The 26,705-nt window shown below is 68.3% G+C and carries 22 protein-coding genes and 1 pseudogene; 13 read left to right on the forward strand and 10 right to left on the reverse strand.

Translation table 11 applies throughout. From position 1 onward, the window contains the following. Positions 1–31: 31 nt before the first annotated feature. The gene (locus tag AC0VYP_RS04185; RefSeq protein WP_475472583.1) at positions 32–1,366 is read right to left on the reverse strand and encodes an SLC13 family permease; all 1,335 of its coding nucleotides are present in this window, start codon (positions 1,364–1,366) and stop codon (positions 32–34) included. Between the two features lie 143 nt (positions 1,367–1,509). Between AC0VYP_RS04185 and AC0VYP_RS04190 the strand changes: the two genes are divergently transcribed. Further along, entirely contained in the window at positions 1,510–2,205 is a 696-nt protein-coding gene (locus AC0VYP_RS04190; RefSeq protein WP_285761941.1) for a FadR/GntR family transcriptional regulator, read from the forward strand. Between the two features lie 345 nt (positions 2,206–2,550). Here the strand turns inward: AC0VYP_RS04190 and AC0VYP_RS04195 are convergent, their stop codons facing one another. From AC0VYP_RS04195 to nucS, 3 genes are all read right to left on the reverse strand, one after another. Next, on the reverse strand, positions 2,551–4,104 hold the full coding sequence (locus tag AC0VYP_RS04195) for a M20/M25/M40 family metallo-hydrolase (RefSeq protein ID WP_349497234.1): 1,554 nt from the start codon (positions 4,102–4,104) through the stop codon (positions 2,551–2,553). Between the two features lie 221 nt (positions 4,105–4,325). Further along, positions 4,326–4,991, reverse strand: a complete 666-nt coding sequence (locus tag AC0VYP_RS04200) for a DUF1707 SHOCT-like domain-containing protein (protein ID WP_285761942.1) — start codon at positions 4,989–4,991, stop codon at positions 4,326–4,328. 341 nt (positions 4,992–5,332) lie between these two features. After that, complete coding sequence (gene nucS, locus AC0VYP_RS04205; protein ID WP_285761943.1) at positions 5,333–6,010, reverse strand: endonuclease NucS; 678 nt, start codon at positions 6,008–6,010, stop codon at positions 5,333–5,335. A 130-nt stretch (positions 6,011–6,140) separates the two neighbouring features. On the opposite strand from nucS, the gene AC0VYP_RS04210 reads away from it, so the two are divergent. Both AC0VYP_RS04210 and AC0VYP_RS04215 read left to right on the forward strand, forming a co-directional pair. Continuing rightward, the gene (locus AC0VYP_RS04210; protein ID WP_285761944.1) at positions 6,141–7,346 is read left to right on the forward strand and encodes a 3-hydroxyacyl-CoA dehydrogenase; all 1,206 of its coding nucleotides are present in this window, start codon (positions 6,141–6,143) and stop codon (positions 7,344–7,346) included. Between the two features lie 460 nt (positions 7,347–7,806). Beyond that, the gene (locus AC0VYP_RS04215) at positions 7,807–8,541 is read left to right on the forward strand and encodes an alpha/beta hydrolase (protein WP_285761946.1); all 735 of its coding nucleotides are present in this window, start codon (positions 7,807–7,809) and stop codon (positions 8,539–8,541) included. Between the two features lie 372 nt (positions 8,542–8,913). Here the strand turns inward: AC0VYP_RS04215 and AC0VYP_RS04220 are convergent, their stop codons facing one another. Together AC0VYP_RS04220 and mce are read right to left on the reverse strand one after the other, a co-directional pair. Then, positions 8,914–10,236 (reverse strand): DivIVA domain-containing protein, encoded by a 1,323-nt coding sequence (locus tag AC0VYP_RS04220; RefSeq protein WP_475472587.1) that lies wholly within the window; start codon positions 10,234–10,236, stop codon positions 8,914–8,916. A 565-nt stretch (positions 10,237–10,801) separates the two neighbouring features. Next, positions 10,802–11,230: a methylmalonyl-CoA epimerase gene (mce, locus tag AC0VYP_RS04225; RefSeq protein WP_285761949.1), complete on the reverse strand. Its 429-nt coding sequence runs from the start codon at positions 11,228–11,230 to the stop codon at positions 10,802–10,804. 86 nt (positions 11,231–11,316) lie between these two features. Between mce and AC0VYP_RS04230 the strand changes: the two genes are divergently transcribed. Next, positions 11,317–12,504: an acetyl-CoA C-acetyltransferase gene (locus AC0VYP_RS04230; protein WP_285761950.1), complete on the forward strand. Its 1,188-nt coding sequence runs from the start codon at positions 11,317–11,319 to the stop codon at positions 12,502–12,504. A gap of 368 nt (positions 12,505–12,872) precedes the next feature. On the opposite strand, the gene AC0VYP_RS04235 is transcribed toward AC0VYP_RS04230, so the two are convergent. Then, the gene (locus AC0VYP_RS04235; RefSeq protein WP_475472589.1) at positions 12,873–14,831 is read right to left on the reverse strand and encodes a glycosyl hydrolase family 18 protein; all 1,959 of its coding nucleotides are present in this window, start codon (positions 14,829–14,831) and stop codon (positions 12,873–12,875) included. Between the two features lie 453 nt (positions 14,832–15,284). Between AC0VYP_RS04235 and AC0VYP_RS04240 the strand changes: the two genes are divergently transcribed. From AC0VYP_RS04240 to AC0VYP_RS04265, 6 genes are all read left to right on the forward strand, one after another. Next, on the forward strand, positions 15,285–15,797 hold the full coding sequence (locus tag AC0VYP_RS04240; RefSeq protein ID WP_285761951.1) for a MarR family winged helix-turn-helix transcriptional regulator: 513 nt from the start codon (positions 15,285–15,287) through the stop codon (positions 15,795–15,797). 198 nt (positions 15,798–15,995) lie between these two features. Then, positions 15,996–16,940, forward strand: coding sequence for a co-chaperone YbbN (locus AC0VYP_RS04245; RefSeq protein ID WP_475472591.1), 945 nt, complete (start codon positions 15,996–15,998; stop codon positions 16,938–16,940). Positions 16,941–17,058: 118 nt separating this feature from the next. Beyond that, a complete protein-coding gene (locus tag AC0VYP_RS04250) occupies positions 17,059–17,757 on the forward strand; it encodes a cytidylate kinase-like family protein (protein WP_475472592.1) in 699 nt (232 codons plus the stop codon). 223 nt (positions 17,758–17,980) lie between these two features. Then, the gene (locus AC0VYP_RS04255) at positions 17,981–19,372 is read left to right on the forward strand and encodes an NAD-dependent malic enzyme (protein ID WP_475472593.1); all 1,392 of its coding nucleotides are present in this window, start codon (positions 17,981–17,983) and stop codon (positions 19,370–19,372) included. Between the two features lie 71 nt (positions 19,373–19,443). Beyond that, positions 19,444–20,025, forward strand: coding sequence for a YqgE/AlgH family protein (locus tag AC0VYP_RS04260; RefSeq protein ID WP_475472594.1), 582 nt, complete (start codon positions 19,444–19,446; stop codon positions 20,023–20,025). 54 nt (positions 20,026–20,079) lie between these two features. Further along, positions 20,080–20,322 carry a DUF3039 domain-containing protein gene (locus AC0VYP_RS04265; RefSeq protein ID WP_285761957.1) on the forward strand — a complete coding sequence of 81 codons (243 nt, stop codon included), beginning with the start codon at positions 20,080–20,082 and terminating at the stop codon, positions 20,320–20,322. Between the two features lie 50 nt (positions 20,323–20,372). Here the strand turns inward: AC0VYP_RS04265 and AC0VYP_RS04270 are convergent. From AC0VYP_RS04270 to AC0VYP_RS04280, 3 genes and pseudogenes are all read right to left on the reverse strand, one after another. Further along, positions 20,373–21,194: pseudogene (locus AC0VYP_RS04270) on the reverse strand (HtaA domain-containing protein). Positions 21,195–21,245: 51 nt separating this feature from the next. After that, positions 21,246–22,577 carry a cell wall protein gene (locus AC0VYP_RS04275; protein WP_475472596.1) on the reverse strand — a complete coding sequence of 444 codons (1,332 nt, stop codon included), beginning with the start codon at positions 22,575–22,577 and terminating at the stop codon, positions 21,246–21,248. A 32-nt stretch (positions 22,578–22,609) separates the two neighbouring features. Then, positions 22,610–23,317 carry a hypothetical protein gene (locus tag AC0VYP_RS04280; RefSeq protein ID WP_475472598.1) on the reverse strand — a complete coding sequence of 236 codons (708 nt, stop codon included), beginning with the start codon at positions 23,315–23,317 and terminating at the stop codon, positions 22,610–22,612. A 408-nt stretch (positions 23,318–23,725) separates the two neighbouring features. Here AC0VYP_RS04280 and AC0VYP_RS04285 point away from each other — a divergent pair, with 408 nt between their 5' ends. Genes AC0VYP_RS04285 through AC0VYP_RS04295 form a run of 3 tightly spaced genes read left to right on the forward strand, consistent with a single transcriptional unit; the run spans position 23,726 to position 26,699 of the window. Further along, positions 23,726–24,733: a heme/hemin ABC transporter substrate-binding protein gene (locus tag AC0VYP_RS04285; protein ID WP_475472600.1), complete on the forward strand. Its 1,008-nt coding sequence runs from the start codon at positions 23,726–23,728 to the stop codon at positions 24,731–24,733. After that, positions 24,730–25,848, forward strand: coding sequence for a FecCD family ABC transporter permease (locus AC0VYP_RS04290; RefSeq protein WP_432707529.1), 1,119 nt, complete (start codon positions 24,730–24,732; stop codon positions 25,846–25,848). The genes AC0VYP_RS04285 and AC0VYP_RS04290 overlap by 4 nt, the downstream gene beginning before the upstream one ends. Further along, entirely contained in the window at positions 25,839–26,699 is an 861-nt protein-coding gene (locus AC0VYP_RS04295; protein ID WP_432707530.1) for a heme ABC transporter ATP-binding protein, read from the forward strand. Before AC0VYP_RS04290 ends, AC0VYP_RS04295 begins: the two co-directional genes overlap by 10 nt. Positions 26,700–26,705 lie beyond the last annotated feature (6 nt).

The raw sequence follows: 26,705 nt of genomic DNA on the forward strand, positions 1-26,705 counted from the left end.
TCCTCACCGGCTTTCGTCTCTGTCTGGTCGGTCACAGCCAGTTCGGGAGGACCATCACGGCCCAGGCGAGAAGCGGCCCCGCGGCCACGACGATGGCACCGTAGGCCAGGATCTGCTTGTAGAAACGATCGGGATCGATGCCCTTTGCGTTGGCCAGGACCAACGCGCCATTGGTGGAGAAGGGGCTGACATCCACGACGGTGGAGGACACGGAGAGGGCCGCGATCATCCCGACGGCGCCGATGTCGCCGGCGAGGAGGAAGGGCACTGCGAGCGGGATGGTCACACCGAGGATGGCGGTGGAGGACGCGAATGCCGAGACCACGCCGCCGATGTAGCACAGCAGGAGGGCGACCAGCAGCGGGGCCCCCAGGCCGGCGACACTGTTGCCGACGAAGTCGATGGTCCCGGCTTCTTCCATCACGTGGACGAAGGTGAGGACACCGCCCAGCAGCAGGACGGTGGACCAGCTGATCTTGTTGACCGCGCCCTTCTGGGCCTTGGGGAACATGACGGCCAGTACGACGGAGACCGTGATGGCGACGAAGCCGACGTCCATCTTGAAGCCCAGGGCGAGCACACCCAGGGCGATGAGGCCGATGATGGTCATGAGCTGTTCGAATCGGAATCCGTTCGGCTGCTCGTCGGCGCCGGGCTCCGCGCCCTGGTAGGCGCCCGATCCGTGGCCCCGTACCGCTAGTCGTTCCGCACCGGGGGAGTGCTCGCCGACGCTCACGGTCTCGAACTCGCGCGAGTGCACCCCGATGAGGCGGTGTCCGCCCAGCACGATGAACAGGATGAGGGCGATGACGGTGTTGAACAACATGCTGGCCAGGAAGAGCGTCATGGGGCTGCTGTCCAGGTCGGTACCGCTGACGATGCCGTTGACGGTCGCACCGTAGATGCTGATCGGGGAGAAACCGCCGGCCTGTGCCCCGTGGACGACCATCATGCCCATCAGAAGAGGGTTGATCCGGTAGCGGGCGGCGAAGCCGAGTGCGATCGGGGCGATGATGGCGACCGCCGCGGGTCCCAGGGCCCCCATCGCGGTCAGCACACCGGTGATGGCGAACATGACCCACGGGATCGCTGCCACCCAGCCGCCGACCAGGCGTACGGCCCCGCGGACCAGGAGATCCACTGTCCCGTTGTTCTGTGCGATCGCGAACAGGTAGGTGATCCCGACCAGAATCAGGAACAGGTCTCCGGGGAAGCCGGCCAGGATCTCCTTGGAGTCCATGGAAAGCACCAGCGTGCCCAGGAGAAAGGCCGCAACGAAGGCCAGTGCGCCCATATTGATGGGCAGTACCGTTGCGATGACGAACATGGCCGCCAGGGCGACAATGGAGATGATCTCAGGTGACATTGCGTGGCCGTTCAATGAGGATCGTGGGGTGTGAGTCCAGGCACCGGCTAATGTGATCCAAGCTACTGGCTCAGTGGCCTAGCCAATACTCCACTGGCATGTCCTGTCAATATCCCGCCGGTAAAAATGGAGCGTCCGACGTAGTGAACGCCAGCCCTTCCCCCCGTCGCCTCGTCCGCCCCCGACTCTACGAACAGCTTGTCGAGCGTTTGTGCGAGTACATGCGAGAAGCCGGGCTCGCTGCCGGGGATCGACTCCCACCGGAACGAGAGCTGTCGGCGACCCTGGGCGTCAGCAGGGCGTCGCTCAGTCAGGCGCTGGTCGCGCTGGAGGTTCAGGGTGTCATCGACGTGCGCCATGGTGACGGGGCAATCGTGCGACGTACGGTGGCCGAGGAGCAGGTCCTGGCCCTGCTGCGGGATCGGCGCAACCGGCGTGCAGAGGTGATCGAGGCGCGCCAGGCGCTGGAGGTCAAGCTCGCCGAACTCGCGGCGCGCCGCCGCAACGATTCCGACATCGTCGCCATCGATGCCGCCCTCGACGTCATGCGCGCCGAGATCGCCGATGGCGGGCGCGGCGAATTGGGCGACGAGCGTTTCCATGCCGCGATCACCCAGGCCGCCTGTTCCAGGCTGCTCGGTCGGATGATGGACGAGATCGCGCCGATGATCACCGAGACCCGGATGGAGTCCTTGGCGCAGCCGGGGCGGCCCGCTGATTCGCTTGCCGGTCATGAGCGGATCGCCGACGCGATCAGGGAGGGCGACGCGGAGCGTGCGGCGGCGGCGATGCATGCCCACCTGGTGTTGGTTTCCGATGTCGAGTCGCTGCGCGAGTAGCGGTGGCGTCTTGGGGTGGACGGTTCGGTTGGGCCCGCGCCGTCCACCCCGGGCCGTCGGTCGTCGTAGCTGGGTCGTCTCGCGATTGCCTCGACCGGTTCCGGTGGCCCCCGAAACCACACCGGACTACATCGAAATCACGCCAATGACCTGCAACTACTACGAACGGTAGCCGGCCTGTTTCTAACGGTAGCACCAGGCTGCTCGATTATGACGGCCCGATACGCAACGGTTACCCGGCCTTCCGCGCCAAACGCGCGTGACCGCGGCGGGAGATCCCGCCGCGGTCACGCAAACCTGCTTATTCGGTTCCGCCGGCAAAGGCAGAGCGTCGAGCGGTTGACGTCAACGGACCCAGTACGAGCCCACGCGGTCGAAACCGCTGCTGGACTGCGTGCCCAGGCTGAACGGCGCGACGCCGTTCACCGGGAGGGTGCTCTGCGCGAACGTCTCCACCGAGTAGGCGATCCCGCCGCTCAACTCGGTGACGCTGTCCCAGTTGATGTTCTCGATGGTGTCGTCGGGGGTGTGGTAGTTGCGGTCGAACTGCACCCCGGCGGTGCCGCCGTAGTGCGCCACCTGCGCTTCGGTCTTGATTCCGTCGGCGCCGCTGAACAGTCCGCCCGAGGGGATTCCGGCCAGCATGAACGCTTGATAGTCGGAGCGTCCGCTGAACTCGGTCGGCTCTGCCACGAGTCCCTTGGCGGAGAAGTAGTTCTCGAAGGTCCGCTGGATCGCTCCGGATCCCGAAGGCGGAGCCACCGAGCCGGGAAGTTCGCCACGGCCGTCGTAGATCAGGCGGGCGTAGTTCTCCGAGCCGATCATGTCGAAGTTCAGGTAGAGCGCGATCCGCTCCAGTTCCTTCTCGCTCAACGCCTCCACATACTTGGTGGAGCCGACCAGCCCGACCTCTTCGCTGCCCCAGAAGGCGAAACGCACCTTGTTCTCAGGGGTGCCGAGCTTGGGCAGCTGCTTGGCAACCTCAAGGATCGCCGCCACGCCGCTGCCGTTGTCGTTGATCCCGGGCCCTTCCTCGACGCCGTCGAGGTGGGCGCCGACCACGACCACGTTGTCCTTCTTACCGCCCTTGGTCTCTGCGGTGATGTTGTACGAGTTGGACGTCACGATCTCCGCGTCCACCCGCACCCGGAGTTCGAGCTCGTCGCCCGCGGCCACGAGGGCGGCCCCGACCTCGGGCGAGGCGCCCAGGACCGGGATGTCCGCGAGGTCGGTCACCGTGCCGTTGATCGGTCCGGTGTCGCTGGGGTCGGTGGTGGCACCGTGGTTGAACACGATCACCGCCCCGGCGCCGGCCTCGGCCGCGTTGGTCGCCTTCTGCGAGAAGGGGCACGTACCGCGCTTGACGATGGCGACCGCCCCGGCCGGGAAGCCGGCGAATTCCGACGCCGCGCAACCGCTGGTGGCGCTGTCGGCGTTGACCGGGACACCCGGTGCGGTCACGTCCCCTGAGCCGGAGTAGGACATCGCCAAGAAGTCGGCGTCCAGACCGGAGGCGTACTCGACGGCTTCCGGAGCGGTCTGGGCGAGGACGGGCTCGCTGTTCTCGACCCACTCGGAGAACTCGTAGGTATGCTTCACCGGCTGGTATCCGGCTCGCTTCAGCTGGTCGATCACATACTTGGCCGCCACGTCGTACCCGGGAGTTCCCGTAGCCCGGTTGCCGCCGTTGTACTCGGCGATCGTCGTCAGGTTCTGCAGGTGCTGCTTGATGGCGGCGGTCCGCACCAGCGTCGGCAGCTGCGCTTCGTCCACGGGGGTGGTGGCCTGGGCTGCGGGGGCACTGCCCAGACTGAGCACCATGACTGCGGCAGCGCCGACGGCGAGTCTTCGCTTGGCCGTGCCGGCCTTACGCGGGGATCGGCCCGATGATGTGCGCACGATCGTCCTCCTCAATAGCGCGTCCGCCTACCTGGGGTAACGGTATAGACGCGAACGGTGCGGGGGTCGGAGTGCAGCTTGTCACCTGCCCGTGGCGCAGAGCAAGGAGAAAGCGGACGGTTGCCACATCCAGCCAAAATCTTCCTAAGGCAGGTCAAGGCATGGTCCTATAGACGGTTGCCGTCGATATCGAGTTGACGGTCCTGAGGCGGACGCCGGAGCTATTCCTCGATTTCTTTCGTGGCCTGCTTCTGGTGCTTGCGCTTTTTGCGGATCACCACAACGGCGCCCATCAGCCCCACGCCCATGACCCGTACCACCGGTGTGCCGGGTTCGAGCACGCTGCTGGGGGCCTCCCCCTCGGCGCCGTAACCGCCCATGATCCCCACTCCGCTCACCCGGACCTCGATGTCGTCGGGGACGACGATCTCGATGCCGCCCATGAGCGCGTTGGCGACGATCGTTGTCTCCTGGGCGGCGAACCGTGCCTCGCGCAGGTCGATGCCGATGCCGCCCATCAGTGCCAGCGCGTGGTAGGTCTTCGGGACCACCCAGTTCCCGCCGCGCTCGGCCCCGCCCATCAGCGCCAGCGAGAACCACCCGCTGGGCGAGCCGTTGGTGACACGCGTCCGGCCGTAGACCGGCCGCGGTGAGTCGAAGGCGCGCTGATCGGGCAGGGAGGAGTCCTGGACGGCGGGAAGATCACTGGTGATTGGCACCAGTTCGCCCAGGGTTCTGGAGTTGTAGACGGAATCCAACCGTTCGGAGTGCTCGTCCGGGGTGATCCGGCCCTCGGCCAGGGCGTCGCGCAGTCGCGCGGCGACCCGGTCGCGGTCGGCGTCGGAGGCACGCATCTGGTTCGGTCCGGGGACGGGGGAGTCATTCATGGCATCGACCATATTGTGAGTCTTCCCCCGATTGACCGGGAAGGGAACAGGGAACTCCCCTGACCCGTCCCTGAGACGCGTCGCCGCCGCTTCAGGGGCCCGGTTCGGGGGCCCGGCCGCCGCCCGACCTTGTCGGACAGCAGCCGCGCGGACCCGAGTGCACACCTTGCGGCCACAGGCGGCCACCCGGGGAGGCATTTTGATGCGCCGTGCCGTACGCCCTCCGGACCGCGGACCTGCGCTGCTGACGGACCGCCCATGGCGACCGGCGCGGGGCAGGACAGCGGGTCTCCCCGCCGCCTGGAACAGGGCGCTGTCCAACCGAGAACCGTACCGGGCGATCAGAACAGACGCATGACGTCCGAGTCCGTTCCGCGCAGGGCTTCGTAGTCCAGGGTCACGCAGGAGATCCCACGGTCGGTCGCCAGGACCCGCGCCTGCGGCTTGATCTCCTGGGCGGCGAAGACCCCCCGAACCGGCTTGAGGGTGGAGTCACGGTTGAGCAGCTCCAGGTACCTGGTCAACTGTTCGACCCCGTCGATCTCCCCCCGACGCTTGATCTCCACGGCCACGGTCGCACCCGCGGAGTCACGGCACAGGATGTCCACCGGACCGATCGCGGTGGGGAACTCCCGGCGTACGAGGGTGTAGCCCTCGCCGAGCGTGGTGATGTGTTCGGCGAGCAACTCCTGGAGGTGGGCCTCCACGCCGTCCTTCTGTAGGCCGGGGTCCACCCCGAGCTCGTGGAACGTGTCGTGCAGGACCTTCTCGATGGTCAGTACGAGCTTCTCCCCGGATTTTCCGTGGGTCACGGTCCATACGGCCCCACCGTCGTCCCCGGCGACCTCGCGTACCGTGCAGGGCGGGTTCATCCAGTTCAAAGGTTTGAACGCACGGTCGTCGGCGTGGATCGACACGGATCCGTCGGCCTTGTGGATGATCAGGCGGGTCGCCATTGGCAGGTGGGCCGACAGCTTGCCCACGTAGTCCACTTTGCAGCGAGCGATGACAAGACGCATAACGGCAAGCTTTCCACAGCCCGGACCCCCTCCGGTGCCCCTCGTGGGTCTTCACCGGCGTGACCGATCAGGAGCGTGCGACGGGGGCGGTGTCCCGGCCCGCTGGGATCAACCCTTTATGGTGGGCCGCATGGTCCAGGAATTCAGCAAGGTCGGAGTGGTGGGGCTCGGAGCGATGGGCTCCGGCATCGTCGAGGTTTTTGCCCGGGCGGGCTTCAACGTCACTGGTGTCGAGGTCGATGACGCCGCGCTGGAGCGAGGGCGCACGCACCTGGAACGCTCCCTCGCCAAGGCAGTGGCAAAGGGCAAGCTCAGTGACACCGAGCGGCAGACCGTTCTCGACCGGGTCACCCTCACCACCTCGCGGGACGACCTTGCCGACGCCGACTTCGCCATCGAGGCGGTTCCGGAGCGGCTCGACGTCAAACGGGACGTCTTCGCCGACCTCGACCGGGTCCTGCCGCCCGGTGCCATCCTGGCCACCAATACCTCATCGCTCTCGGTCACCGAGATCGCCGCACTCACCAACCGGCCCGGAAAAGTCATCGGGCTGCACTTCTTCAATCCCGCCCCGGTCATGCGGCTCGTCGAGATCGTCGGCACGGTCGTCACCGAACCCGGCGTACTGGCCGTGGCCACCGAAGTCGCCAAACGATTGGGCAAGACACCGGTCGCGGTCACCGACCGCGCCGGATTCGTCGCCAACGCGCTGCTGGTCCCCTATCTCAACGACGCCGTCGGACTCTACGAGCGCAAACTCGCCTCCCGCGAGGAGATCGACGGTGCCATCACCAAGGCCGTCGGCCTGCCGATGGGTCCGCTCGCACTGATCGACCTCGTCGGCCTCGACGTATGTCTGGCCGTCATGGACGTACTGTGGGCGGAGTTCCGTACTCCGCGTTACGCGGCCGCGCCGCTACTGCGCCGCATGGTCGCCGCCGGACTGCTCGGACGAAAGAGCGGCCGCGGCTTCTACGACCACTCGCGCCCGGAACAGCACCCCGAAGCGTTGCCCGGCGGTCCGTTGGCCGATCGGGTCCGCGACGGTGCCACCGGACTCGACATCGCCGGGCTGCTGCTCGCCCCGCACATCGACGACGCGCTGCGCATGGTGGGCGACGGTTACGCCAGCGCGGACGAGGTGGACACCGCGATGCGGATGGGCTGTGGCTACCCCCAGGGGCCCGTCGAACTCCTGGACGGACGCGGTGTCGAATGGGTCACCGGCGTTCTCGCCGAGTCCGCGCACATGGGGCTTCATTCCTCCTTCGCCCCGGCGCCGCTGTTGCTCCACCTTGTGCAGAAGGGGCGCGACACCCTGCGCGACCACAACTGATCCCCTGGCGCAACGGGATCGCTGTCGGCTTCCACCAATCCGGCGGTTGCACCTGGGGCCGCAGGTTCGGGCGTCGGGGCAGGGGTGACTCTCTCTTAGGCTTGGGGGGTGAGTCCGCGCCGCAACGCCCCCCGCCGCCGAAAAGGGGGTTCACCTAAGCCCGACGACGGGACCTCCTTCATGGAACGCATCACCGGGGGAGAACGCCGCGAGAGCGGCCCCGACGGTGAGTGGGTCACCCGGCGGATCAGTGGTTCGTCCGCGGCCAAGGCGTATCGCTGTCCGGGCTGTTACCAGGAGATCCCCCCGGGAGTCCCGCACGTGGTGGCGTGGTCCTCTGCAGGCGACGGTGACGACCGACGCCATTGGCACAGTTCCTGCTGGGACAAACGCGCACATCGTTCGGTCCGCCATCCGCGGTACTGACCGCCCCACCCGACCCCGAACCATCCGAGGAACCATGGACATCCGCGCCAGTACGGTGCTGCCCGCCCGGCGCCGGCCCGTCACACTGCACACCGCCGACGGTCTGGCCCTGGTCGGTGAACTCGCGCTTCCCGCCGAGGCCGATCCGGTCGCCACGCTGGTCTGCCTGCACCCCCTGCCCACGGCGCAGGGCATGATGGACAGCCACGTGCTGCGCAAGGCCGCTTTCCGGCTGCCGGCGCTGGCCGGCGTCGCGGTCCTGCGCTTCAACACCCGGGGGACGACGTCCCGGCACGGAACCAGCGAGGGTGTCTTCGGCGAGGGCGAGTCCGAACGCTACGACGTCGCCGCGGCCATCGAGTTCACCGAGTTCGAGGGCTTGCCCGCCCCTTGGCTCGTCGGCTGGTCCTTCGGCACGGAACTAGCGCTCAAATGGGGGTGCGACCCGGAGGTCGTGGGCGCGATCCTGCTGTCGCCACCTCTGCACCGGGCTGTTGACGCCGACCTGGACGTCTGGGCGGACTCGGGGAAACCTTTGGTGGCCCTGGTTCCCGAGTTCGACGACTACCTTCGCCCGGCCGAGGCCGAGAAGCGTTTCGCCCGGGTCCCTCAGGCCGAGGTCATCGGGGTTGACGGTGCCAAGCACCTGTGGGTGGGAGAGCCCTACGTGCGCACCGTGCTCAACGAGGTGACCAGACGGGTTGCGCCCACCGCCCACCCGTTGCCCACCGAGTGGGACGGGCCCTACGAGAAGGACACGTTGCAGTAGTCGTCGTTCCAAACGCTGTGGTGACGGACCCGAGCGTGCCGTCGCGGAGTACACCGGCCGGTCCAGGACGAGTTCCGGAGTCGGAAATGCTCGCGCAGCGGGCAAAAAATCAAGACTGATTGGGGGGAAGCGTTCCGTTCTGCCCCGGATGCGCCTAACCTTCAGGAGTATCCATATCGTGGCTCACCGCGTTCGCGGTGTCGCACAGGGTACAGGGCGGGTTCGCTTGCTGCGGAGCAAACCTTCCCCGCCCGCGTCCTGACCACGCCCTCCCTTCCCCAAAGGGCGAGGCGGGACTACACGACAAAGGAGCCCGATCCGTCCACGGACCGGGCTCCTTTCTTTGTACGGCTGTCGAGCCGGCGGCGTCTACTACTCCTGCCACCAGTCCTCGTCGTCGGAGCCCTTGCCGGACTTGGCGGCTACGGGCTGCTTCTGGGCGCCGGCCGGCGGACGAGACGCCGACTTGGCCTCGATCGCGTGCGGCTCCTCTGCGGCAGGAGCAACCTGCGGCGCAGCCGGGGCCGGGGGCACAGCGGCGGAGAAGTCCCCGCCACCGCCGCCGCCCAGCAGCTGACGCAACTGCTGGAGGTGGGACTGAATGCTGTCGCGCTGGCGCGTGAGCTCGTCCACCTCCTGCTGGGCCTTGGTCATGATCCGGTCGGCCTCGGCCTTGGCATCGCTGACCAGGTGCTGGGCCTTGGACTTGGACTCGGCGAGGTACTGGTCGCCGTTCTTCTTGGCGTTGGCCACGACCTGCTTGGCGTGCTGTTCTGCATCGCGGCGGGTCTGGTCGGCCTGCGAGCTGGCCTTGGTGGCGCGCTGCTCGGCGCTTGCGGCGCGCTCCTCGGCCTCCGACACCAGCTTCTGCGTGGCGGCCTGTGCCGCGACCAGGCGCTCGGCGTCCTGGCGCTCGGCCTCCTCGCGGCGGCTGGCGAGCTGGATCTCGAACTCGGCCTCGTCCTGGGCGCGCTTGGCCTCGCTCTCCTCCGTGGCGCGCTGGGCCTGTGCCCGCATCTCGTCGGCCTGGCGCTTGGCGGCCTGGATGGTCTCGTCGCGCTCGCGCTTCGCCGAGGCGCGTGCCTGGGCGCACTCACGCTCGGTGGTGGTGCGCAGTTTGGCGATCTCGCCCTCGAAGGTCGCCCGCTTCTCGGCGATCTCGTGGTTGACGGTGGACCGCTTCTTCTGCACCTCGCGCTCGGTGGTCGAGGTGAGGTCGTCGGCCTCGCGACGCGCGGAGGTCCGGACCTCTTCGGCGTCGTTCTCGGCCGAGCTGCGCATCTCGTCGGACTCGCGCTGCGCGCTGGCGCGCAGGTCCGTGGCCTCGTTCTCCGCGGCGGCGCGCATCTCTGCGGCCTCCACCTTGGCGCGGGCCACGACGTCGTTGGCGTCGGCGTGCGCGCCCTGGACGAGTTCCTGAGCCTGCTCTTCCGCTAGACGCAGGAGCTGCTCGATGCGCGCGCCCAGACCTGAATAGGTGGGGCGTTCCTGCTCCTGGAGCTGGCGCTTGAGGTCGGAGAGCTCCTTGCGGCGCTTGTCGGCCTCCTCCCGCGCCTGTCGGCCGTCGCTCTTGAGCTGAGCGACGTAGGTGTTGACCTGGTTCCGATCAAAGCCGCGCAGGACGACGTCGAACTCGGGGGGCTGGTTGTTGTCTTCGAAGAAGTTGCTGAGCTGGGCGTCAATATCGGACGACATGTGGCGGAATCCTGAACAGGTGACGAGACGGCTACATTACGGATGTTTTCGTTTCGAGTTGGGGTACTGGCGTCACAGCGTCCGGCTGAGGCCACGATGATCACGCCTCAATCCGGCGGTTGCTCCCTGGGAGCGTACTCCGCGACGAGAAATCGCGTGGTCGAGTTCACTTCATTGATACGGGCTGCCGTATACGAAGGCGATGACCTGATTCGCGGCCAACTCGATCCGAAAGCGTGAATCGGCGGGGGCTAGGGGACGCACCAAGAGACCTTGGCGGCTAGCAGACTTTATCAAGCTACCGTGCAGTCGGTAGAGGGTTTGGGTACAGAACTCAGGTTTTCATCCCCTCTGCGCCTGCCAGACGTGGGGGGACGTGAAAGATGACGGTTCCATTACATATTTGGCAATTATGGCTGTCCGGAACCGAGGAGGCCGGTTGGGGAGAGCCCTTCGGCTGCTGACGCGTGGAGCCGTGCGGTGCGACGGAAGCCGTCGTAGCGGGCCTGCCCCGTCCGTGCGCGGGCGGTGGAAGCCGGCACCGCCCACCGGAGGTGAACGGTGCTCAGCGCCGATCGGACGCCTGGACGATCTCGGTCAGGACACCGCCGCAGTCCTTCGGGTGCAGGAAAGCGATCCGGGATCCCATCGACCCGGCGCGCGGCTGGGCGTCGAGCACCCGCACGCCGTGCCCGCCGATCGCCCCCGCCGTGCCTGCCACGTCCGAGGTCCCGAAGGCGATGTGATGCACCCCTTCGCCGTTTCGGGCGAGGAACTTGGCTACTGGCGAGTCGTCACGGGTCGGTTCCAGCAGTTGCAGGTAACTCGCTTCGCCGTCGTCGGTGCCGTTGACCCGGAGCATCACCTCGCGCACCCCCTGCTCCTCGTTGACCTCTTCGTGGGCCACCTCGAACCCGAAGGTGTCCCGGTAGAAAGCCGTCGTGGCCGCCAGATCGTGACAGGCGATACCGACGTGGTCGATGCGGGTGAGCATGGGGTCCAACCTCCCGGGAAAGTAGTGGAACCGCGTCTATGTATGGTGTCAGACCAGGTGGAGACCAACACATGGAGGGCTGTGCAATGCCTGGATCCGTCATCGTCAGCGGCGCGCGCACACCGATCGGGAAGCTGCTCGGATCGCTCTCGGGCCTCGCGGCAGTGGACCTCGGGGCCACCGCGATCAGGGCTGCGCTGGAGCGCGCCGGGGTCGCGGGGGACCAGGTGGACTACGTCGTGTTCGGCCAGGTCCTCCAGGCCGGGCAGGGGCAGATTCCCTCCCGCCAGGCGGCGGTCAAGGCAGGGGTCCCCATGAGCGTGCCCTCCCTGACCATCAACAAGGTCTGCCTGTCTGGCCTGGACGCCATCGCGCTTGCCGACCAGCTCATCGCCGCGGGCGAGTTCGACGTGGTGGTCGCCGGCGGAATGGAGTCGATGACCAACGCTCCACACCTGTTGCCCAAGGCGCGTCAGGGCTACAAGTACGGTTCCATCGAGGTGCTGGACGCCACCGCGCACGACGGACTCACCGACGCCTTCGACGACGAGCCCATGGGCCTGTCCACCGAGCGCCACAACGCCCGTCTGGGGATCGGCCGTCCCGAGCAGGACGCCTTCGCCGCGCGTTCCCACCAGCGCGCCGCCGCCGCGATCGCGGCCGGACTGTTCAAGGACGAGATCGTCCCGGTGGAGATTCCCCAGCGCAAGGGTGCCCCGGTGGTCGTTGACACCGACGAGGGGGTGCGTGCGGACACCACCCGGGAGTCCCTCGCCCGGTTGCGTCCGGCCTTCGACGCCGAGGGCACCATCACCGCGGGTTCGTCATCCCAGATCTCCGACGGCGCCTGCGCGGTCGTGGTGATGAGTCGGTCCAGGGCCGAGGAACTGGGATGCGAGATCCTCGCTGAGATCGGCGCGCACGGCAACGTCGCGGGGCCCGACAACTCGCTGCAGTCCCAACCCGCCAATGCGATCAGGCACGCGCTGGCAAAGGCGGGCCGAGTGGTGACCGATCTCGACCTGGTCGAGATCAACGAGGCGTTCGCCAGTGTCGCCGTGCAGTCGGTGCGCGACCTCGACATCTCCGAGGACATCGTCAACGTCAACGGCGGGGCGATCGCCCTGGGGCACCCCATCGGCGCGTCGGGGGCGCGGATAGCGCTGCACCTGGTGCACGAATTGCGCCGCAGGGGTGGCGGCCTGGGAGCGGCAGCGTTGTGCGGGGGAGGCGGTCAGGGCGACGCCCTGCTGTTCTCCGTGCCCGCGCCCTGACGCCGGTCGGACGGTTGTGCTCCCGCAGCGAAAAGAGGGCGGCGGACCCGCCGCACCGGGTCCGCCGCCCTGGGAAACCGGGGGCGGATGCCGCACCCGGGAAAAGGTCCGTGTGCCGCTTCCCGGATGCGGGGGCATCGGGGCGACACTTTCTATTAAGAAACTTAACTAATTACTCCGGGAGGGTCAACAGAGTGTCGCGGCAAATCTGCTCCGGGTAATCGCGGGCCCTTCCCCCTCCGGTGACCGCTGTCCGCGGCCCTCGTTGCCTGCCGGGCACACGAAAATCGCGGGAACGACGAAGGCCCCGCTTTCGCGGGGCCTTCGCCCTGGTCCTCCCGGGAGCAGCATCGACGGCTGTTACATCGCTAGCTGCCCAGGGCCGTGTCGATGGCGGTGATCAGGGTTCCGTTGGAGTCGTCGCCGTCCAGGGACCAGATCATGACCCCGCCCAGTCCCTCGGCCCGGGCCCAGTTGACCTTCTCCGTCATGGAGACGGCGTCGTCGAACTGCCACCAGGTGGTGCCGTTGTACAGCCACGCTGTTCCCGCATCGCGGTGCAGCGTGTAGCCGGAGAGGTTCTTCAGGTTCTTGAAGTCCTCGATCCCCGCCTCATAAGGACCGGGGGCCGGCCCGCTGGCGGTTTGGAAGAGTCCGTCGCCGTTGGGGCCGGGGGCCACACCGGTCCAGCCACGACCGTAGAAGGGCACGCCCAACACGATGTCGGCCGGGTCGGCGCCGCGCGAGGTCCAGGCGTCCAGCGCGATCTCGCTGCTGTAGATGTTCTCGTCGGGGTTGTCGGCAACCGCGGTGATGTTGGACTGGTGGTTGGTGCTGTTCTGCCATGCCCCGACGTAGTCGTACCCCTGGAGCGTGATGAAGTCGAAGTCCTCCATGATCTGGGGGACCTCGTAGCCGACCCCGACCTTCTCGGGGTCGGCCGGCATGAACGAGCTCAGCTCGTATTCGCGCCCGTTCTCGGCGCCCAGTGCGTCCAGCTTCTCGCGGAAGAGCTTCACCACGGCGGTGAAGTTCTGCTTGTCCTCGGGGCGGAAGACGTTCTCCTCGTAGCCGGCGGAGGCCGGCCACTCCCAGTCCAGGTCGATGCCGTCGAACACTCCCGCACCGGAGCCCGGGCCACCGGCGCCGTCGAAGACCGGCAGATTGCCGCGCAGGTACAGGTCGATGCAGGAGTCCACCAGGCGCTCGCGCGACTGGGGGGTCAGAACGGCGTCGGAGAAGTTCTTGGACCAGCTCCAGCCGCCGATGGAGATGTTCACCCTCAGGTCGGGGTGCTTCTCCTTGAGTTGGCGCAGTTGGTTGAAGTTGCCTCGCAGGTCCTGGTCCCAGGAGTCGGCCTGGCCGTTGACGCTCTGGGCCGCGGTGAAGGAGCGCCCGTAGTCCGCCCAGGCGTCGCCCTGTCCGGCCTGGTTGACGATGAAGCACTCGCCGTTGGGGCTGATGTTGGCGAACGCGTAGTTGATGTGGGTCAGCTTCTCGGCGGTGCCGCTGTCGTCCATGTTGTTGACGAGGTAGCCGCGGTCGTAGATACCCCACTGGGTGAAGTAGCCCACGCGCCGGTCGCCCGCGGACGGGTCGGGCGGGTTGGTGGTACCCGCCAGCGTGCGCACCGAGATCTCCGAGCTGGCCTCGGACTTGTTGCCGGCCGCATCGTAGGCGCGTACCCGGAACGCGTAGGAGGTGTCGGGCGTGAGGCCGCCCACGGTCGCACTGGTCGTGGTGCCCACGACGTTGCGCACCACGTTGCCCTCGGCGTTGATGATCTCGTATCCGGTCACCCCGACGTTGTCGGTCGCCGCCGTCCAGCTCAGCGTGGCTCCGGAGGAGGTCACGTTGGACGAGGTGAGGCCCCCGGGCTTGCTGGGCGCCTCGGAGTCGGGGGTGCCGGGAGTCCCGTCGCAGGGGTCGCCGTTGACGGTGCAGCCGGTCGGCTGGGTCGCGCCGCTGCTCCCGCCGACTCCGTTGAAGCCGATGCTGTAGCTGCCGCCCGCCGGCACGCTGGCACCCCAAGCGGGAGGGGTCAGTGTGTAGGTGGCGCCCGACCGGGCCATCTGCGCGTTCCAGAGGCTGCTGATGCTCACTCCGGAGGGGAGTGTGATCGCGATGTTCCAGTCGCTGAGCGCGGTGGCGCCGGAGTTGTTGATGGTGAACTGGCCGCTGTAACCGGACCCCCAGTGGGAGCCCTCGCTGTAGACGACGGTGACGCCGGTCGCCGCAAGGGCGGGGGGCGCGACCACTGCGGTGGAGGCGAGAAGAAGACCGGTGGCGCAGGCAGCCAGCCAGCCCCGTCTGTTGGTGGTTCTCACGGTTGTGCGTCTCCCACTTCATGAGCAGGTGCGGGGGATTGGCAGGAATTTCGCGGGCGGTGCCCGCGGGCGGCCTGCCGGATCGGACGGTGCGCGTGATGGACCGGAGGGTCGATCTAAAGCGGAGTGCGAGTGTCGTGGTCGGTCGGAGCCGCGAACCGCGTACGTCCCCGACCCCGGCGGTGGCCAGGAGAAAACTGCGCCCCGACCATCGGCGACCAATTTTTAGGAAACTTAACTAATAATTTCAGAAGGGGTCAATATTCCAGCGCGGGCCATTCGTTCCTGGCCGGGCCCGGCCGTCGGTGCGGCTGTTGCTGGTACGGGTATGCGAGCTGGGATTTCCCGGCGATGTGTGACCGACATCAACCGCGTGGCCGGATCCGGCCACCGTCAGGGCTTGACGTGATGATGCTTCCGCGGCGGCCTGCTGGATATCGATAGAGTGGACGGGTGGGTAACCCGCTGAATCTTCCCTTCGACCCAATCGAGCGCGCGCACGACAACTGGACCGGTCGGTGGGGCGCGTCCCCGGCGATGGCCGCGGTCACGTCGATCATGCGGGCACAGCAGATCCTGATCGGCCAACTGGACGCCACGCTCAAGCCCTACGAGCTGACGTTCGCCCGCTACGAGGCCCTCGTGCTGCTCACCTTCAGCTCCTCGGGCGCGCTGCCGCTGGGCAAGATCGGCGAGCGTCTCATGGTCCACCCGACCAGCGTCACCAACACCATCGACCGTCTGGAGCGCCAGGGGTTCGTGCGGCGCAAGCCCAACCCCAGCGACGGCCGCGGCACCCTCGCCGAGATCACCGACCCGGGCAGAGAGGTCGTCGAGCATGCCACCCGTGACCTCCTGGCGATGGACTTCGGCCTGGACTGCTACTCCGACGACGATCTCCGGCACATCCACCGCCTGTTCAAGGACCTGAGGGTCGGCTTCGGGGACTTTCCCGCCGAGGCGTGAGTCCCGGCACAGCGCCCGGGGCGGGACCGTTCCGCGCGTCGGTGGAGCACCCGGCGGGTCGTGTCATGTCAACCGGCATATCTGGTATTTGTCCAGGTCTGCCCATTCGCCGGCCCGGGCGGTGGACAACGGGCCGATTTCCGACCCCGACGCAGCACGGTTCACCGTGTCCACACGGCATACGGCAGGATGGAAGGCATGCAGCCTTCGGATTTCTCCATGAACAGTGCGGTCAACCTAGGGGCGCGTAAGGCAGCCCTGGAGCGCGAGGCCAAGCGGCAGGCCGAGACCGCCTCGGGTACCGCCAACCCCTATGCGATCGATGTCACCGAGGAGAACTTCCAGAGTGACATTCTGGAACGCTCTCTCCAGGTTCCCGTGGTCCTGGTCCTGTTGGCGTCCTGGTCGGGCGAGGCAAAGCAGGTGGAGCAGTCCCTGGACAAGCTGGCCGTCGAGGCCGGCGGCCAGTGGCTGCTGGGCAAGGTCAACGCGGAGGCGAGTCCCCAGCTCGCCCAGGCACTGCGCGCCCAGGGCGTCCCCGCCATCTACCTCACCATCGGTGGCCAGATCCAGCCGATCGCTGCCGGCGCGGCCAACGAGGAGCAGCTGCGCGATCTGCTCACCCAGGTCTTCGCAGCATTGCGCCAACAGGGTGTCCTGCCCGAGGACTACGCCGGCGTCGGCGAGGCCGGGGACGGGAACGAAGTGCCCGCCGAGCAGCAGCCCGATCAGGACCCCGTGCGCGCCGAGGCTGCCGCCGCCGTCCACAACGGTGACTACGCCGGCGCCGAAGCCGTCTACGCCAAGGCGGTGGAGGCCAACCCCGGCAACGAGGAGCACCGGCTCGGTCTGGCCCAGGTGCGTCTGGTCGCCCGACTCCAGGACCTCGACGCCGGTGCGGTGCGCACGGCCGCCGCCGACGACCCCGGCAACGTGGACGCCCAGTGCAAGGTCGCCGACATCGACATGTACGGCGGAAAGTTCGACGACGCCTTCCAGCGTCTCGTGGACACCGTGCGTCGCACCGCTGGCGACGACCGCGACGCCGCCCGCCGCCACCTGTTGGGCCTTTTCGAGGTTCTGCCCGCGGGTGACCCCCGTGTCGCCAAGGCCCGGCGTGCGCTGACCGCCGCGCTGTTCTAGGTCGCCGCCGACCCCGGAGATACCTCCGTGCCGCTTTGCACTCGCGGATTTTCGGCTAATTCGCGCGGCACGGGGGTAGACCCTGGGGTAGGGAGCGAAAAGAGCCGGGGAGGGCCGGATGGCGCACGTCGTGACGATCTCAGCGACCTACGGCGCGGGCGGCAGTCTGATCGGCCCCGCAGTGGCGGCCAGACTCGGTGTCCCCTTCCTCGACCGCGCCATCCCCGGCCGTGTCGCCCAGCAGATCGGTTGTTCCCTGGAGGACGCCCTCGAGCACGATGACCGTGCGCCTACCGGGCTGGACCGCCTCCTGGCCAGCGCGGCGCGGTTGCCCAGTGTCACCCTCGGCAGTATCGACGCCACCTTCATCGGTGCCACCGACGCGGACGGCCGTCTGCTCTACGACCAGGAGTTCGTCGAGCACACCGAGCGGGTCATCGCCAAGGTCGGGGAGAACGGCGGCGTCATTTTGGGGCGGGCGGCCGCGATCGTGCTCGCCGACCATCCCGGCGCCCTGCACGTGCGGCTCGACGGTCCCAAAGACCGCAGGCTGCGGCGCGCGGTCGAAATGAGCGAGTCCGGCTGCGCCGAGTCCCTTATGCGCGGAGCAGAGGAGGCCGACGACTGGCGGCCGCCGTCCTCGCGTGAACTCGACGCCAACGACCGGGCGAGGGCCGCGTACGTGCGCCGTTTCTACCGGGCGGACGCCACCGACCCGAAGTTCTACCACCTGCTCCTGGACACCACCCTCGTCAACCACTCGACCTGTGTCGATATCATCGAGCGCCTGGCGCGGGAGCGTGCTCGCCCCAACTGATCGCGGTCGGTCCGCAATGTTGTGGTGATTTTCACCCGGGTGAAACACGCACACTTCTTCACAGCGCCTGGAATCATTTGTAATCCGGCGACAACGGGATGTCAGCGGCGGTTCCGCCGTGCCCCGTTGCCATCGGACGGCGCGCGGGCCGGGCGGGGCCGGTGACACGATGGCGATGACGCCTGTCCATGCGCGGTCAATCCGTGAAAACGAGGAGCTTTACGTGGCCACCCTTCCCAGTGTTTCCTACTCGATTACGGTCCGGCTGGAGCTCGACGGACACGGCAGTGCCGTGAGCAGCCTCACCAACGCGGTCGAGCACGTGGGGGGAGTCGTCACTGCGCTCGATGTGAACTCCGCGGGCCACGAGCGTCTGCGTATCGACGTCACGTGCGCGGCCCGCGACACCGATCACGCGCAAGCCATCGTTGACGCGCTCGGTTCGATCGAGGGCGTCACCGTCCACAAGGTCAGCGACCGCACCTTCCTGATGCACCTCGGCGGCAAGATCGAGATGAAGTCCAAGGTGCCGTTGCGCAACCGCGACGAGCTCTCGATGGCCTACACCCCGGGCGTGGCACGCGTGTCCTCCGCGATCGCCGCCAACCGGGAGGATGCCCGCCGTCTGACGATCAAGCGCAACAGCGTCGCGGTGGTCACCGACGGTTCCGCCGTCCTGGGCCTGGGCAACATCGGCCCGGAGGCCTCCATGCCCGTCATGGAGGGCAAGGCCGCCCTGTTCAAACGGTTCGCCGACATCGACGCCTGGCCGATCGCCCTGGACACCCAGGACGTGGACGAGATCGTGCGCACCGTCCAGATCATCGCCCCCGGCTTCGGCGGCATCAACCTGGAGGACATCTCCGCCCCCCGTTGCTTCGAGGTCGAGGCCCGCCTGCGCGAGCTGCTCGACATCCCGGTCTTCCACGACGACCAGCACGGCACCGCGATCGTCGTGCTCGCCGCGCTGAAGAACGCGCTGCGCGTGGTGAACAAGGACCTCTCCGAGGTCCGCATCGCCATGTCGGGTGCCGGAGCCGCCGGTACCGCCATCCTCAAACTCCTGATGCACGCCGGGGCCAAGGACGTCATCGTCTGCGACGTCCACGGTGCCGTGCATTCCGGCCGCGGCAACCTCGACCCCAACCTGGAGTGGATCGCGGCCAACACCAATCCGGCGGGCTACGTCGGCGACCTCAAGGGCGCGGTGCGCGGGGCCGACGTGTTCATCGGTGTCTCGGCCCCCAACCTGCTCGACGGTGACGACATCGCCGAGATGAACGAGGACTCGATCATCTTCGCGCTGGCCAACCCCGACCCGGAGGTCAACCCCGAGATCGCGCACCTCCACGCCGCGGTCGTGGCCACCGGCCGTAGCGACTACCCCAACCAGATCAACAACGTCCTGGTCTTCCCGGGGGTCTTCCGCGGCCTGCTGGACGCCCAGAGCCACACGGTGAATTCCGACATGATGGTGGCCGCCGCCAACGCGCTCTCCGAGGTGGTGACCGACGACGAGCTCGGGCCGCACTACATCATCCCCAGCGTCTTCCACGCCGGCCTCTCCCAGCGCGTGGCCACCGCAGTGCGTGACGTCGCACTTCAAGAAGGGTGACCACCGCCGCGGCGCGCCCGCCCGGTCGTCCGCGCCGCGGTTAACCCGCTCCAGTGGGTAAGAGGTCTGGCATGGAGTTGCCGAGCCTGACCGGGGTCCTGCTCGTCGCCAGTCCGCTGCTGGCCGACCCGAGCTTTCGCCGTGCCGTCGTCTTCGTCATCGACGACGACACGGTCGAAGGGTCCCTCGGGGTGATCGTCAACCGGCCGCTGGAACTCGGGGTCGGTGAGGTCCTCACCGGCTGGGACGGATACGCCAGCGAGCCGGCGGTGATGTTCTCCGGAGGGCCGGTCGGCGCCGAGGCCGGGGTCGCACTGGCGGTGCCCACTGCGGCCGGCCCGCCCGGCTGGCGGTCGCTGAACGACATGGACACCGCCGTCTGGCCCACCGGTATCGGAACCGTCAACCTGGAGACCCCGCCGCAGATCCTCGGCGACGCACTGCGCAGGCTTCGCGTCTTCGCCGGGTATGCGGGATGGGGAGTGGGGCAGCTCGCCGCGGAGATCGAAGCGGGCGCCTGGTACGTCCTTCCCGCTACCGCGGACGACGTGTTCAGCAGCAGCCCAGAGGGCCTGTGGTCGCGGGTACTGCGTCGTCAGGGCGGGGATCTCGCCTTGGTATCGACCTTCCCCGAGGACCCGACGCTGAACTGATCGGGGCCGTCCCCCGGATACCGTGGATGCTGATCGAGGAGGTGCGAGGGCACAATGACCATGGATGTTGTGAACAAGGTGCTTCCGGACAGCGAGACGCGTCCGGATATTTCGCATGATGACGGCGACCGGGAACGGTTTGCCCATTACGTGCAGAAGGACAAGATCACCGAGAGCGCCGTCACCGGCGCACCGGTGATCGCGCTCTGCGGCAAAGTGTGGGTGCCCAACCGTGATCCCAAGAAGTTCCCGGTCTGCCCCGAGTGCAAGAAGATCTACGAGGAGATGACGCGCTAACGGGGGTGGGCACCATCAGGTGCCCACCCCGTCCGCGTACCGGTTCGCGTTCAGGCAGTGCGTTCACGGCGCGCATGCACGATGGCCGCCGCGCCCGCACCGAGCAGCGCGAGCGCGCCCAGCGTCAACGGGGCCAGGTCCCGCCCGGTCGAGGGCAGCGCGCCGCTGACGTTGGTGCCGCTGCCGGACGCTTGTGCGCCGTCCCCGCCCGCTGCACCTGAGGAGCCATCGCCGGTGCTGCCCCCGTCCTCGTCCGGGCCGTCGCCCGACACCTGGATGGTGACCGGGCCGAGAGGGTCGCCGACCGCGTAGAAGTCCGCGAAGGCCGGGACCCCTTCGGGGGTAAGCGTGGCCGGAACGTCCGTCCAGGTCACGCTGCTGGTGGTGTCGTCCTACCGGGCAGTGGTCCCGGACAGGTCCAACGCGGCCGGAGTGACGTCGGGGTAGTCAACGAGTTCTCCCGCGTCCAGGGCCTTGCTCACCACGTCCGCCGACAGCGTCCCGGTGGTGCCGACGATCTCCACCCGCGGTTCGCGCAGCGTCAGCTGCAACAGGGGCGCGCCCCCACCGTGGTCGTGCCCCTGGAAGAGGACCCCGCCGCCGAACGAGACGGTGGTGTCGCCGGTGGCGACATCGTGCTCGCCGGAGAGCACCGGGAACACGAAGGTGCCGTCGGTGGCGCGCGTCGCCCCGCCGGTGGGCGTGCTTTCATCCTTGGCGATGGGGCCGCTGATGTAACTGCGAAAGGACTCCTTCACCCCGCACGTGCCGTTGCCCCCGGTGACGGCCGAGGCATCGGCCAGGGCTGGTGAGGCCGGGGCCGGTCCATAGCGGGTGCGACCTTTCGGGGGAGGGACGTGCCCGGTGCGCACGCCGAAAAGTTTCTGGCGGGGGCACCGGGCACGGGACGGCAAGGGGCGGGGTCAGCCCGCTGCGGTTGCGCCGCGGCGGAAACGGATCATCGCTGCGAGTCCGGCGCCCACCAGTGCGGTCGCTCCAAGCGCGAAGGGAAGCAGGTCCAGGCCGGTCTTGGCCAGGGTTCCGCCGCCCGCCCCGGAACCACCGGCCGAGGAACCACCGGCCCCGGAACCACCGGCCGAGGAACCACCGGCCGAGGAACCACCGGCGGGAGGCGTCGCGTTCGCACCGGCACCGTCGTTCCCGCCGCCCGTACCGCCGCCCGTTCCACCACCGCCGTCCTGGCCGGTGAAGGTGACGGGGACGAAGACGTCCTGGCCGCGGTCGCTGGTGCGGGTGTGGTCGTTGCGGCTGATGACGGCGCATTGCACGCCGTCGGCGAGGCAGTCGGTGAACTCGTCCTTGGCGCGCAGGGTGAGCTGGATGGTGAAACCGCCGTCGGCGCCGGTGCCGTCGTAGGGGGTGGCCAGTCCTTCGCCGTAGGGCGGGGGGTTGGAGGAGATCCATGCGGAGGAGCCGCTGGCGCCCTCCATGTCCACCCCGCCCACGCACGGACTGGGCGGGGAAGAGGCCCCGGCGTTCGCGGTGTCGCAGAAGGCCACGTAGATACCCTTGGCGGTGTCGTAACCCGAACCGGTCACCGTCACGGACTCGCCTTCGGGGTTCAGCCCCGACGTCTTCGACACGGTCAGTTTCGCCGACCCGGACCCGCTGCTCACATCGGCCGGAGCGGCGTTCTGCGGTGCGGCCCCCGCACCGGTCTGCGGTCGGGCGACGACTGCCTGAGGAGCGGCGAAGGTCAGGGGCAGCCTGCTGAGCTGCACGAGCGGTTCTGCGGAGGCAGTAGCCGTGGCGGTCGAGAGGGACCGGTGCCCTGGGTCCGTTGCGGCTGCCGTCGCGGAGCGCAGCTCGAACCGTGTGGTTGCCGGTACCAGTCCGGCCGTGTCGGCGAACTCGGTGCCCACTGTGATCGTGGTGCTGAACGAGCCGTTCTCGGTGACCGCTGCGGTCACCGTGTTGGCCTCGTCGGACAGTTCCGCTGCGTTGTCCACTGCCCAGGTCGCCACCGTCGCGATGCTTCCCGGGGCGTAGCCCGTTCCGGTCACGGTGACCGCTTCGCCTTCGGGATCCAGCCCGGACGTCTTGTCGGCCCGGGTCACCACGGGGGCGGTGCCGGGCTGTGAGGAAGGTGCCCCGGGCGTGGTGTCCAGCGCAAATGCTGCCGGGGCTCCGATGAGGCACAGGCCCGCCAGCGCGGGCAGGAGCCCGCCGGCCAGCAGCACCGCTGCGCGGCGGCCCGGGCGGGCAGGCCCGCCGGGTGCGAAGGGTCGGGTCATCACGTTCGGACTTTCTACTGGGTGGGGAGATGTCAGCGGCGGGAGCGTCGGCGCAGCAGGGCGGCGAGTACGGCGACGGTGGCGCCGACCAACACGGCAAACCCCCCGACCAGCGCCGCTGTGGGGACGGAGGAGCCTGTTTCCTCCGCTGGTGCGGGGGGCGCGGTATCGGCGGGCTCCGCAGGACCGGTTGACCGACCCGCGTCGTCGGTGAAGGTGACGGGGACGAAGACGTCCTGGCCGCGGTCGCTGGTGCGGGTGTGGTCGTTGCGGCTGATGACGGCGCATTGCACGCCGTCGGCGAGGCAGTCGGTGAACTCGTCCTTGGCGCGCAGGGTGAGCTGGATGGTGAAACCGCCGTCGGCGCCGGTGCCGTCGTAGGGGGTGGCCAGTCCTTCGCCGTAGGGCGGGGGGTTGGAGGAGATCCATGCGGAGGAGCCGCTGGCGCCCTCCATGTCCACCCCGCCGATACACGGGGTCGGAGGCGTGGTGCTTCCGCTCTCCGAGCCGGAGATGTCACACAGCGCGACGTAGATTCCGCGCGACGTGTCGAACCCCGAACCGGTGACGGTCACGGTCGCGCCGTCCGCCGAGAGGTCCTCTGTCGCGGACACGGTGAGGGACGGCCCGTCGGTTCCGTCCGCTGCGAGGGAGGGAGAAGCCGTCGATACGGCTGCTGCCGCGAGCAGCGCTGCCACGGCCGTGCGCACGGCCGTGAGCGGGAACTCTGTCTGCGTCATGGGAGTTGACCTTCTGCGAACCGCGTTGCGAACAGGAGCGCGGTGCCGGACGGGGGCGGCGGCGATCGATGGCCAGGAGGCCCGCCGGCAATACCGGTATATGCGGATGAAAAGGGCATCGAATGGCGTAGCTGTCCACTGCTGGTTGTTCGGGGGGCGTTAGGCTAGCCTGACTTCAATGTGCTTAGCCTAACCTAAGCTCTTCTGTTCGGTAGTGCATCATTGCCGTCCCTCATTGTCAACGATTTGACGACGTGTTGTCATAATCATTGGCGCCGTGAGGCCGCTGGGGATCGGTCGCGCCACCGTCCTGCCGTCCGCACTCCCTGGAACAGGCTTTTCATGTCTCTACGCGATCTTGTCCCGCCCCGGGCCGTTTGTCGCGGACCCCGAGTCCTCACTGCCGCTGTGCTCGCTCCCGCCCTGCTGCTCGCCGGGTGCGCGGCACCAGGACCGTCGGCCTCCGAAGTCATACCCGACCTCGCGGAGAACCGCCTTCAGCCACTGGAGGGGGCCGCGGAGCCCCGACTTCCCGTCACCGTCAACTCGATCGTCCCGGTGGAGTACCGCACCAGCGACACCGAGGACTCCTACGAGAAGGTCGAAGTCGCCGACGTCAGCCGCATCCTGCCGCTGACCGGTGCCATAGCCGAGGTCGTCTACACCTTGGGCCTGGGCGACAACGTCGTGGGCCGCGACGTCACCGCCACCTTCGACGAGGCCGCCGATCTCCCGGTCGTCTCCCAGGGGCACGAGGTCTCAGCCGAGGGAGTGCTCGCCCTGGAACCCACGCTCATCCTCGCCGACACCTGGACCGGCCCCTACGAGACAGTGCAGCAACTGCGCGCCAGCGGTGTAACGGTGGTCATCGTCAACCAGGTGTGGTCCCTGGACGAGATGTACCCCCGCATCAATCAGATCGCCGAACTCCTGGGAGTCCCCGAACGCGGGGAGCAGCTCGTCGAGCGCACCCAGCAGCAGATGGCCGACGTCCGCGAATCCGTTCCCGACGCCGCGAGCGGTCGTACGATCGCCTTCCTCTACCTGCGCGGCAGCGCCGGTGTCTATCTGCTGGGCGGCCCCGGATCGGGTGCGGACGCACTGCTGGCGGAACTGGGCGCGAAGGACGCCGGCACCGAGTCGGGCCTGGACAAGGCGTTCAGCCCCATCACCACCGAGGCGCTGATCGCCGCCCAGCCCGACGTGATCCTCGTGATGAGCAAGGGCCTCGACTCCGTGGGCGGCCTCGACGGCATCGTCGAGATCCCTGGTATCGCCCAGACCCCGGCCGGCCGGAACCGGCGCGTCATCGACTACGAGGACGGCCTTCTCCTCAGCTTCGGCCCCCGAACCCCCCAGGTGCTCAAGGCGATGGGCGACGACCTGGCCGCCCTGTACGAGGGGGAGGGCGCGTGACCCTCACCGACCGGGGCAGCACCGCCCCACCGTCAGAGGGCGCTCCGCGTGCCGCGCGCGAGGGCGCGCACGCCCGTCGTGCGGCCGCCGTGCGCGGAGGGCTCCTTATCCTTCTCCTCGCCGTGGCACTGGTCGTCATGTCACTGCTGGCAGCAGGGATCGGTGCCTACTCCGTTGCGCCGATGGAGATCATCGGCTCCATCCTGCACCGCCTGGGAATCGAAGCAGGACCTGTCCCCGACACCGTCGGCGAACAGGTCCTGTGGAACGTGCGGTTCCCCCGTGTCGTCCTCGCCATGATCGTGGGCTCCACGCTGGCCCTGGCCGGCGCGATGATGCAGGGCGTCTTCGGCAACCCGCTGGCCGAGCCCGGTGTCATCGGCGTCTCCTCCGGTGCCGCGGTCGGCGCGGTCATCGTCATCGCCCTGGGGGTCTCCGTCCTCGGCTACTGGACGGTCATCGGCGCAGCGTTCGTCATGGGCATGGCGACCACGATGATGGTCTACGCCCTCTCCCGCGCGAGCGGCCGGGCAGAGGTAGTCACCCTGCTGCTCACCGGGATCGCGGTCAACGCCGTCGCCGGCGCGGTGATCGGGGCGGCCACCTTTTTCTCCGCCGATGCCGAACTGCGCTCCATCACGAGTTGGCAGATGGGCAGCGTCGGAGCGGCGACCTGGCCCAAGGTGCTGGCGGCGCTGCCCTTCGCCCTCGTCGGGATCGTCGCGGCCCCGTTCTTCGCCCGTCGGCTCGACCTCCTCGCCCTCGGCGAGAGCGCGGCCCGACATCTGGGGGTGGACGTGGAGCGGTTGCGACTCGCGCTGATCGTGGTCATCGCGTTGCTCACCTCCTCGGCCGTCGCCTTCGCGGGGATCGTCAACTTCGTGGGGCTGGTCGTGCCGCACATGGTCCGGATGATCGTGGGGCCAGGGCACCGGGTCCTGCTTCCGGCAAGCGTCCTCGGCGGGGCGCTGGTCCTGGTCAGCGCCGACCTCGTCGCGCGCACCGTTGTGGCCCCCCAGGAAGTCCCATTGGGCATCATCACCGCTTTCATCGGCGGCCCCTTCTTCTTCTGGCTGTTGCGCCGGACCCGGTCCCGACAGGGGGGATGGGCGTGAACGCGCTCACGAGATCGCTTCGGTCGCTGGCCGCGGCGTCAGGGTTGCGCCGCGGGGAACTCCCCGAACGCGGCGGCCGGGGCGCGACCGCCCTGCGCGGCACCGACCTGGTCAAGTCCTACGGAACACAGCGAATTCTGGACGGGGTCCACCTGGACGTCCGCCTGGGCGAGGTGCTGGCGTTGGTAGGGCCCAACGGGGCGGGAAAGAGCACACTGCTGTCGGTCCTCACCGGCGACGTCGCCCCCGACTCCGGAGCGATCGAGGTCCAGGGACGCCCGTTGGCCGAATGGACTCCGGCCGAGCTCGCACTCCGCCGCGCCGTCCTGCCACAGCATTCCGCCGTCAGCTTTCCGTTCACCGTGGTGGACGTGGTGCACATGGGGCGGGCCCCCTGGGCCACCACCGCTGCCGCCCGCGACGACGACCGAGTGGTCGCCGAGGCGATGGAACTGACCGACGTCACCCGGTTCGCCCAGCGGCGCTTCCCCTCCCTGTCCGGGGGAGAACGCGCGCGGGTCATGCTGGCCAGGGTCCTCGCCCAGCAGGCCCAGACGATGTTGCTGGACGAGCCGACCGCCGCCCTCGACATCCGTCACCAGGAGTTGGTGCTGCGTATCGCGCGCGACCGGGCACGCGCCGGCGACGCGGTTGTCGTGGTTCTCCACGATTTAGCCCTCGCGGCTGCTTATGCTGATCAGGTCGCGGTACTCTCCGGTGGAGAAATCGCGGCATTTGGGCCTCCCGCGGAGGTGTTCACCGCGGAATTGCTCAGCGACGTCTACTCATACGAGATCGAGATCCTGTCGCATCCGCGCACCGGTGTTCCGCTGGTCGTGCCCATGAGGTAACCAACT

Source organism: Nocardiopsis sp. iso_186, assembly GCF_056173365.1.

What these genes read in the sequence shown, in the direction of transcription:
- AC0VYP_RS04280 (WP_475472598.1), bottom strand. Translation starts at nt 23,317, where the DNA reads ATGACGCAGACAGAGTTCCCGCTCACGGCCGTGCGCACGGCCGTGGCA.
- AC0VYP_RS04245 (WP_475472591.1), top strand. Translation starts at nt 15,996, where the DNA reads ATGCAGCCTTCGGATTTCTCCATGAACAGTGCGGTCAACCTAGGGGCG.
- mce (WP_285761949.1), bottom strand. Translation starts at nt 11,230, where the DNA reads ATGCTCACCCGCATCGACCACGTCGGTATCGCCTGTCACGATCTGGCG.
- AC0VYP_RS04220 (WP_475472587.1), bottom strand. Translation starts at nt 10,236, where the DNA reads ATGTCGTCCGATATTGACGCCCAGCTCAGCAACTTCTTCGAAGACAAC.
- AC0VYP_RS04275 (WP_475472596.1), bottom strand. Translation starts at nt 22,577, where the DNA reads ATGACCCGACCCTTCGCACCCGGCGGGCCTGCCCGCCCGGGCCGCCGC.
- AC0VYP_RS04230 (WP_285761950.1), top strand. Translation starts at nt 11,317, where the DNA reads ATGCCTGGATCCGTCATCGTCAGCGGCGCGCGCACACCGATCGGGAAG.
- AC0VYP_RS04200 (WP_285761942.1), bottom strand. Translation starts at nt 4,991, where the DNA reads ATGAATGACTCCCCCGTCCCCGGACCGAACCAGATGCGTGCCTCCGAC.
- AC0VYP_RS04265 (WP_285761957.1), top strand. Translation starts at nt 20,080, where the DNA reads ATGACCATGGATGTTGTGAACAAGGTGCTTCCGGACAGCGAGACGCGT.
- nucS (WP_285761943.1), bottom strand. Translation starts at nt 6,010, where the DNA reads ATGCGTCTTGTCATCGCTCGCTGCAAAGTGGACTACGTGGGCAAGCTG.
- AC0VYP_RS04295 (WP_432707530.1), top strand. Translation starts at nt 25,839, where the DNA reads ATGGGCGTGAACGCGCTCACGAGATCGCTTCGGTCGCTGGCCGCGGCG.
- AC0VYP_RS04250 (WP_475472592.1), top strand. Translation starts at nt 17,059, where the DNA reads ATGGCGCACGTCGTGACGATCTCAGCGACCTACGGCGCGGGCGGCAGT.
- AC0VYP_RS04260 (WP_475472594.1), top strand. Translation starts at nt 19,444, where the DNA reads ATGGAGTTGCCGAGCCTGACCGGGGTCCTGCTCGTCGCCAGTCCGCTG.
- AC0VYP_RS04215 (WP_285761946.1), top strand. Translation starts at nt 7,807, where the DNA reads ATGGACATCCGCGCCAGTACGGTGCTGCCCGCCCGGCGCCGGCCCGTC.
- AC0VYP_RS04210 (WP_285761944.1), top strand. Translation starts at nt 6,141, where the DNA reads ATGGTCCAGGAATTCAGCAAGGTCGGAGTGGTGGGGCTCGGAGCGATG.
- AC0VYP_RS04185 (WP_475472583.1), bottom strand. Translation starts at nt 1,366, where the DNA reads ATGTCACCTGAGATCATCTCCATTGTCGCCCTGGCGGCCATGTTCGTC.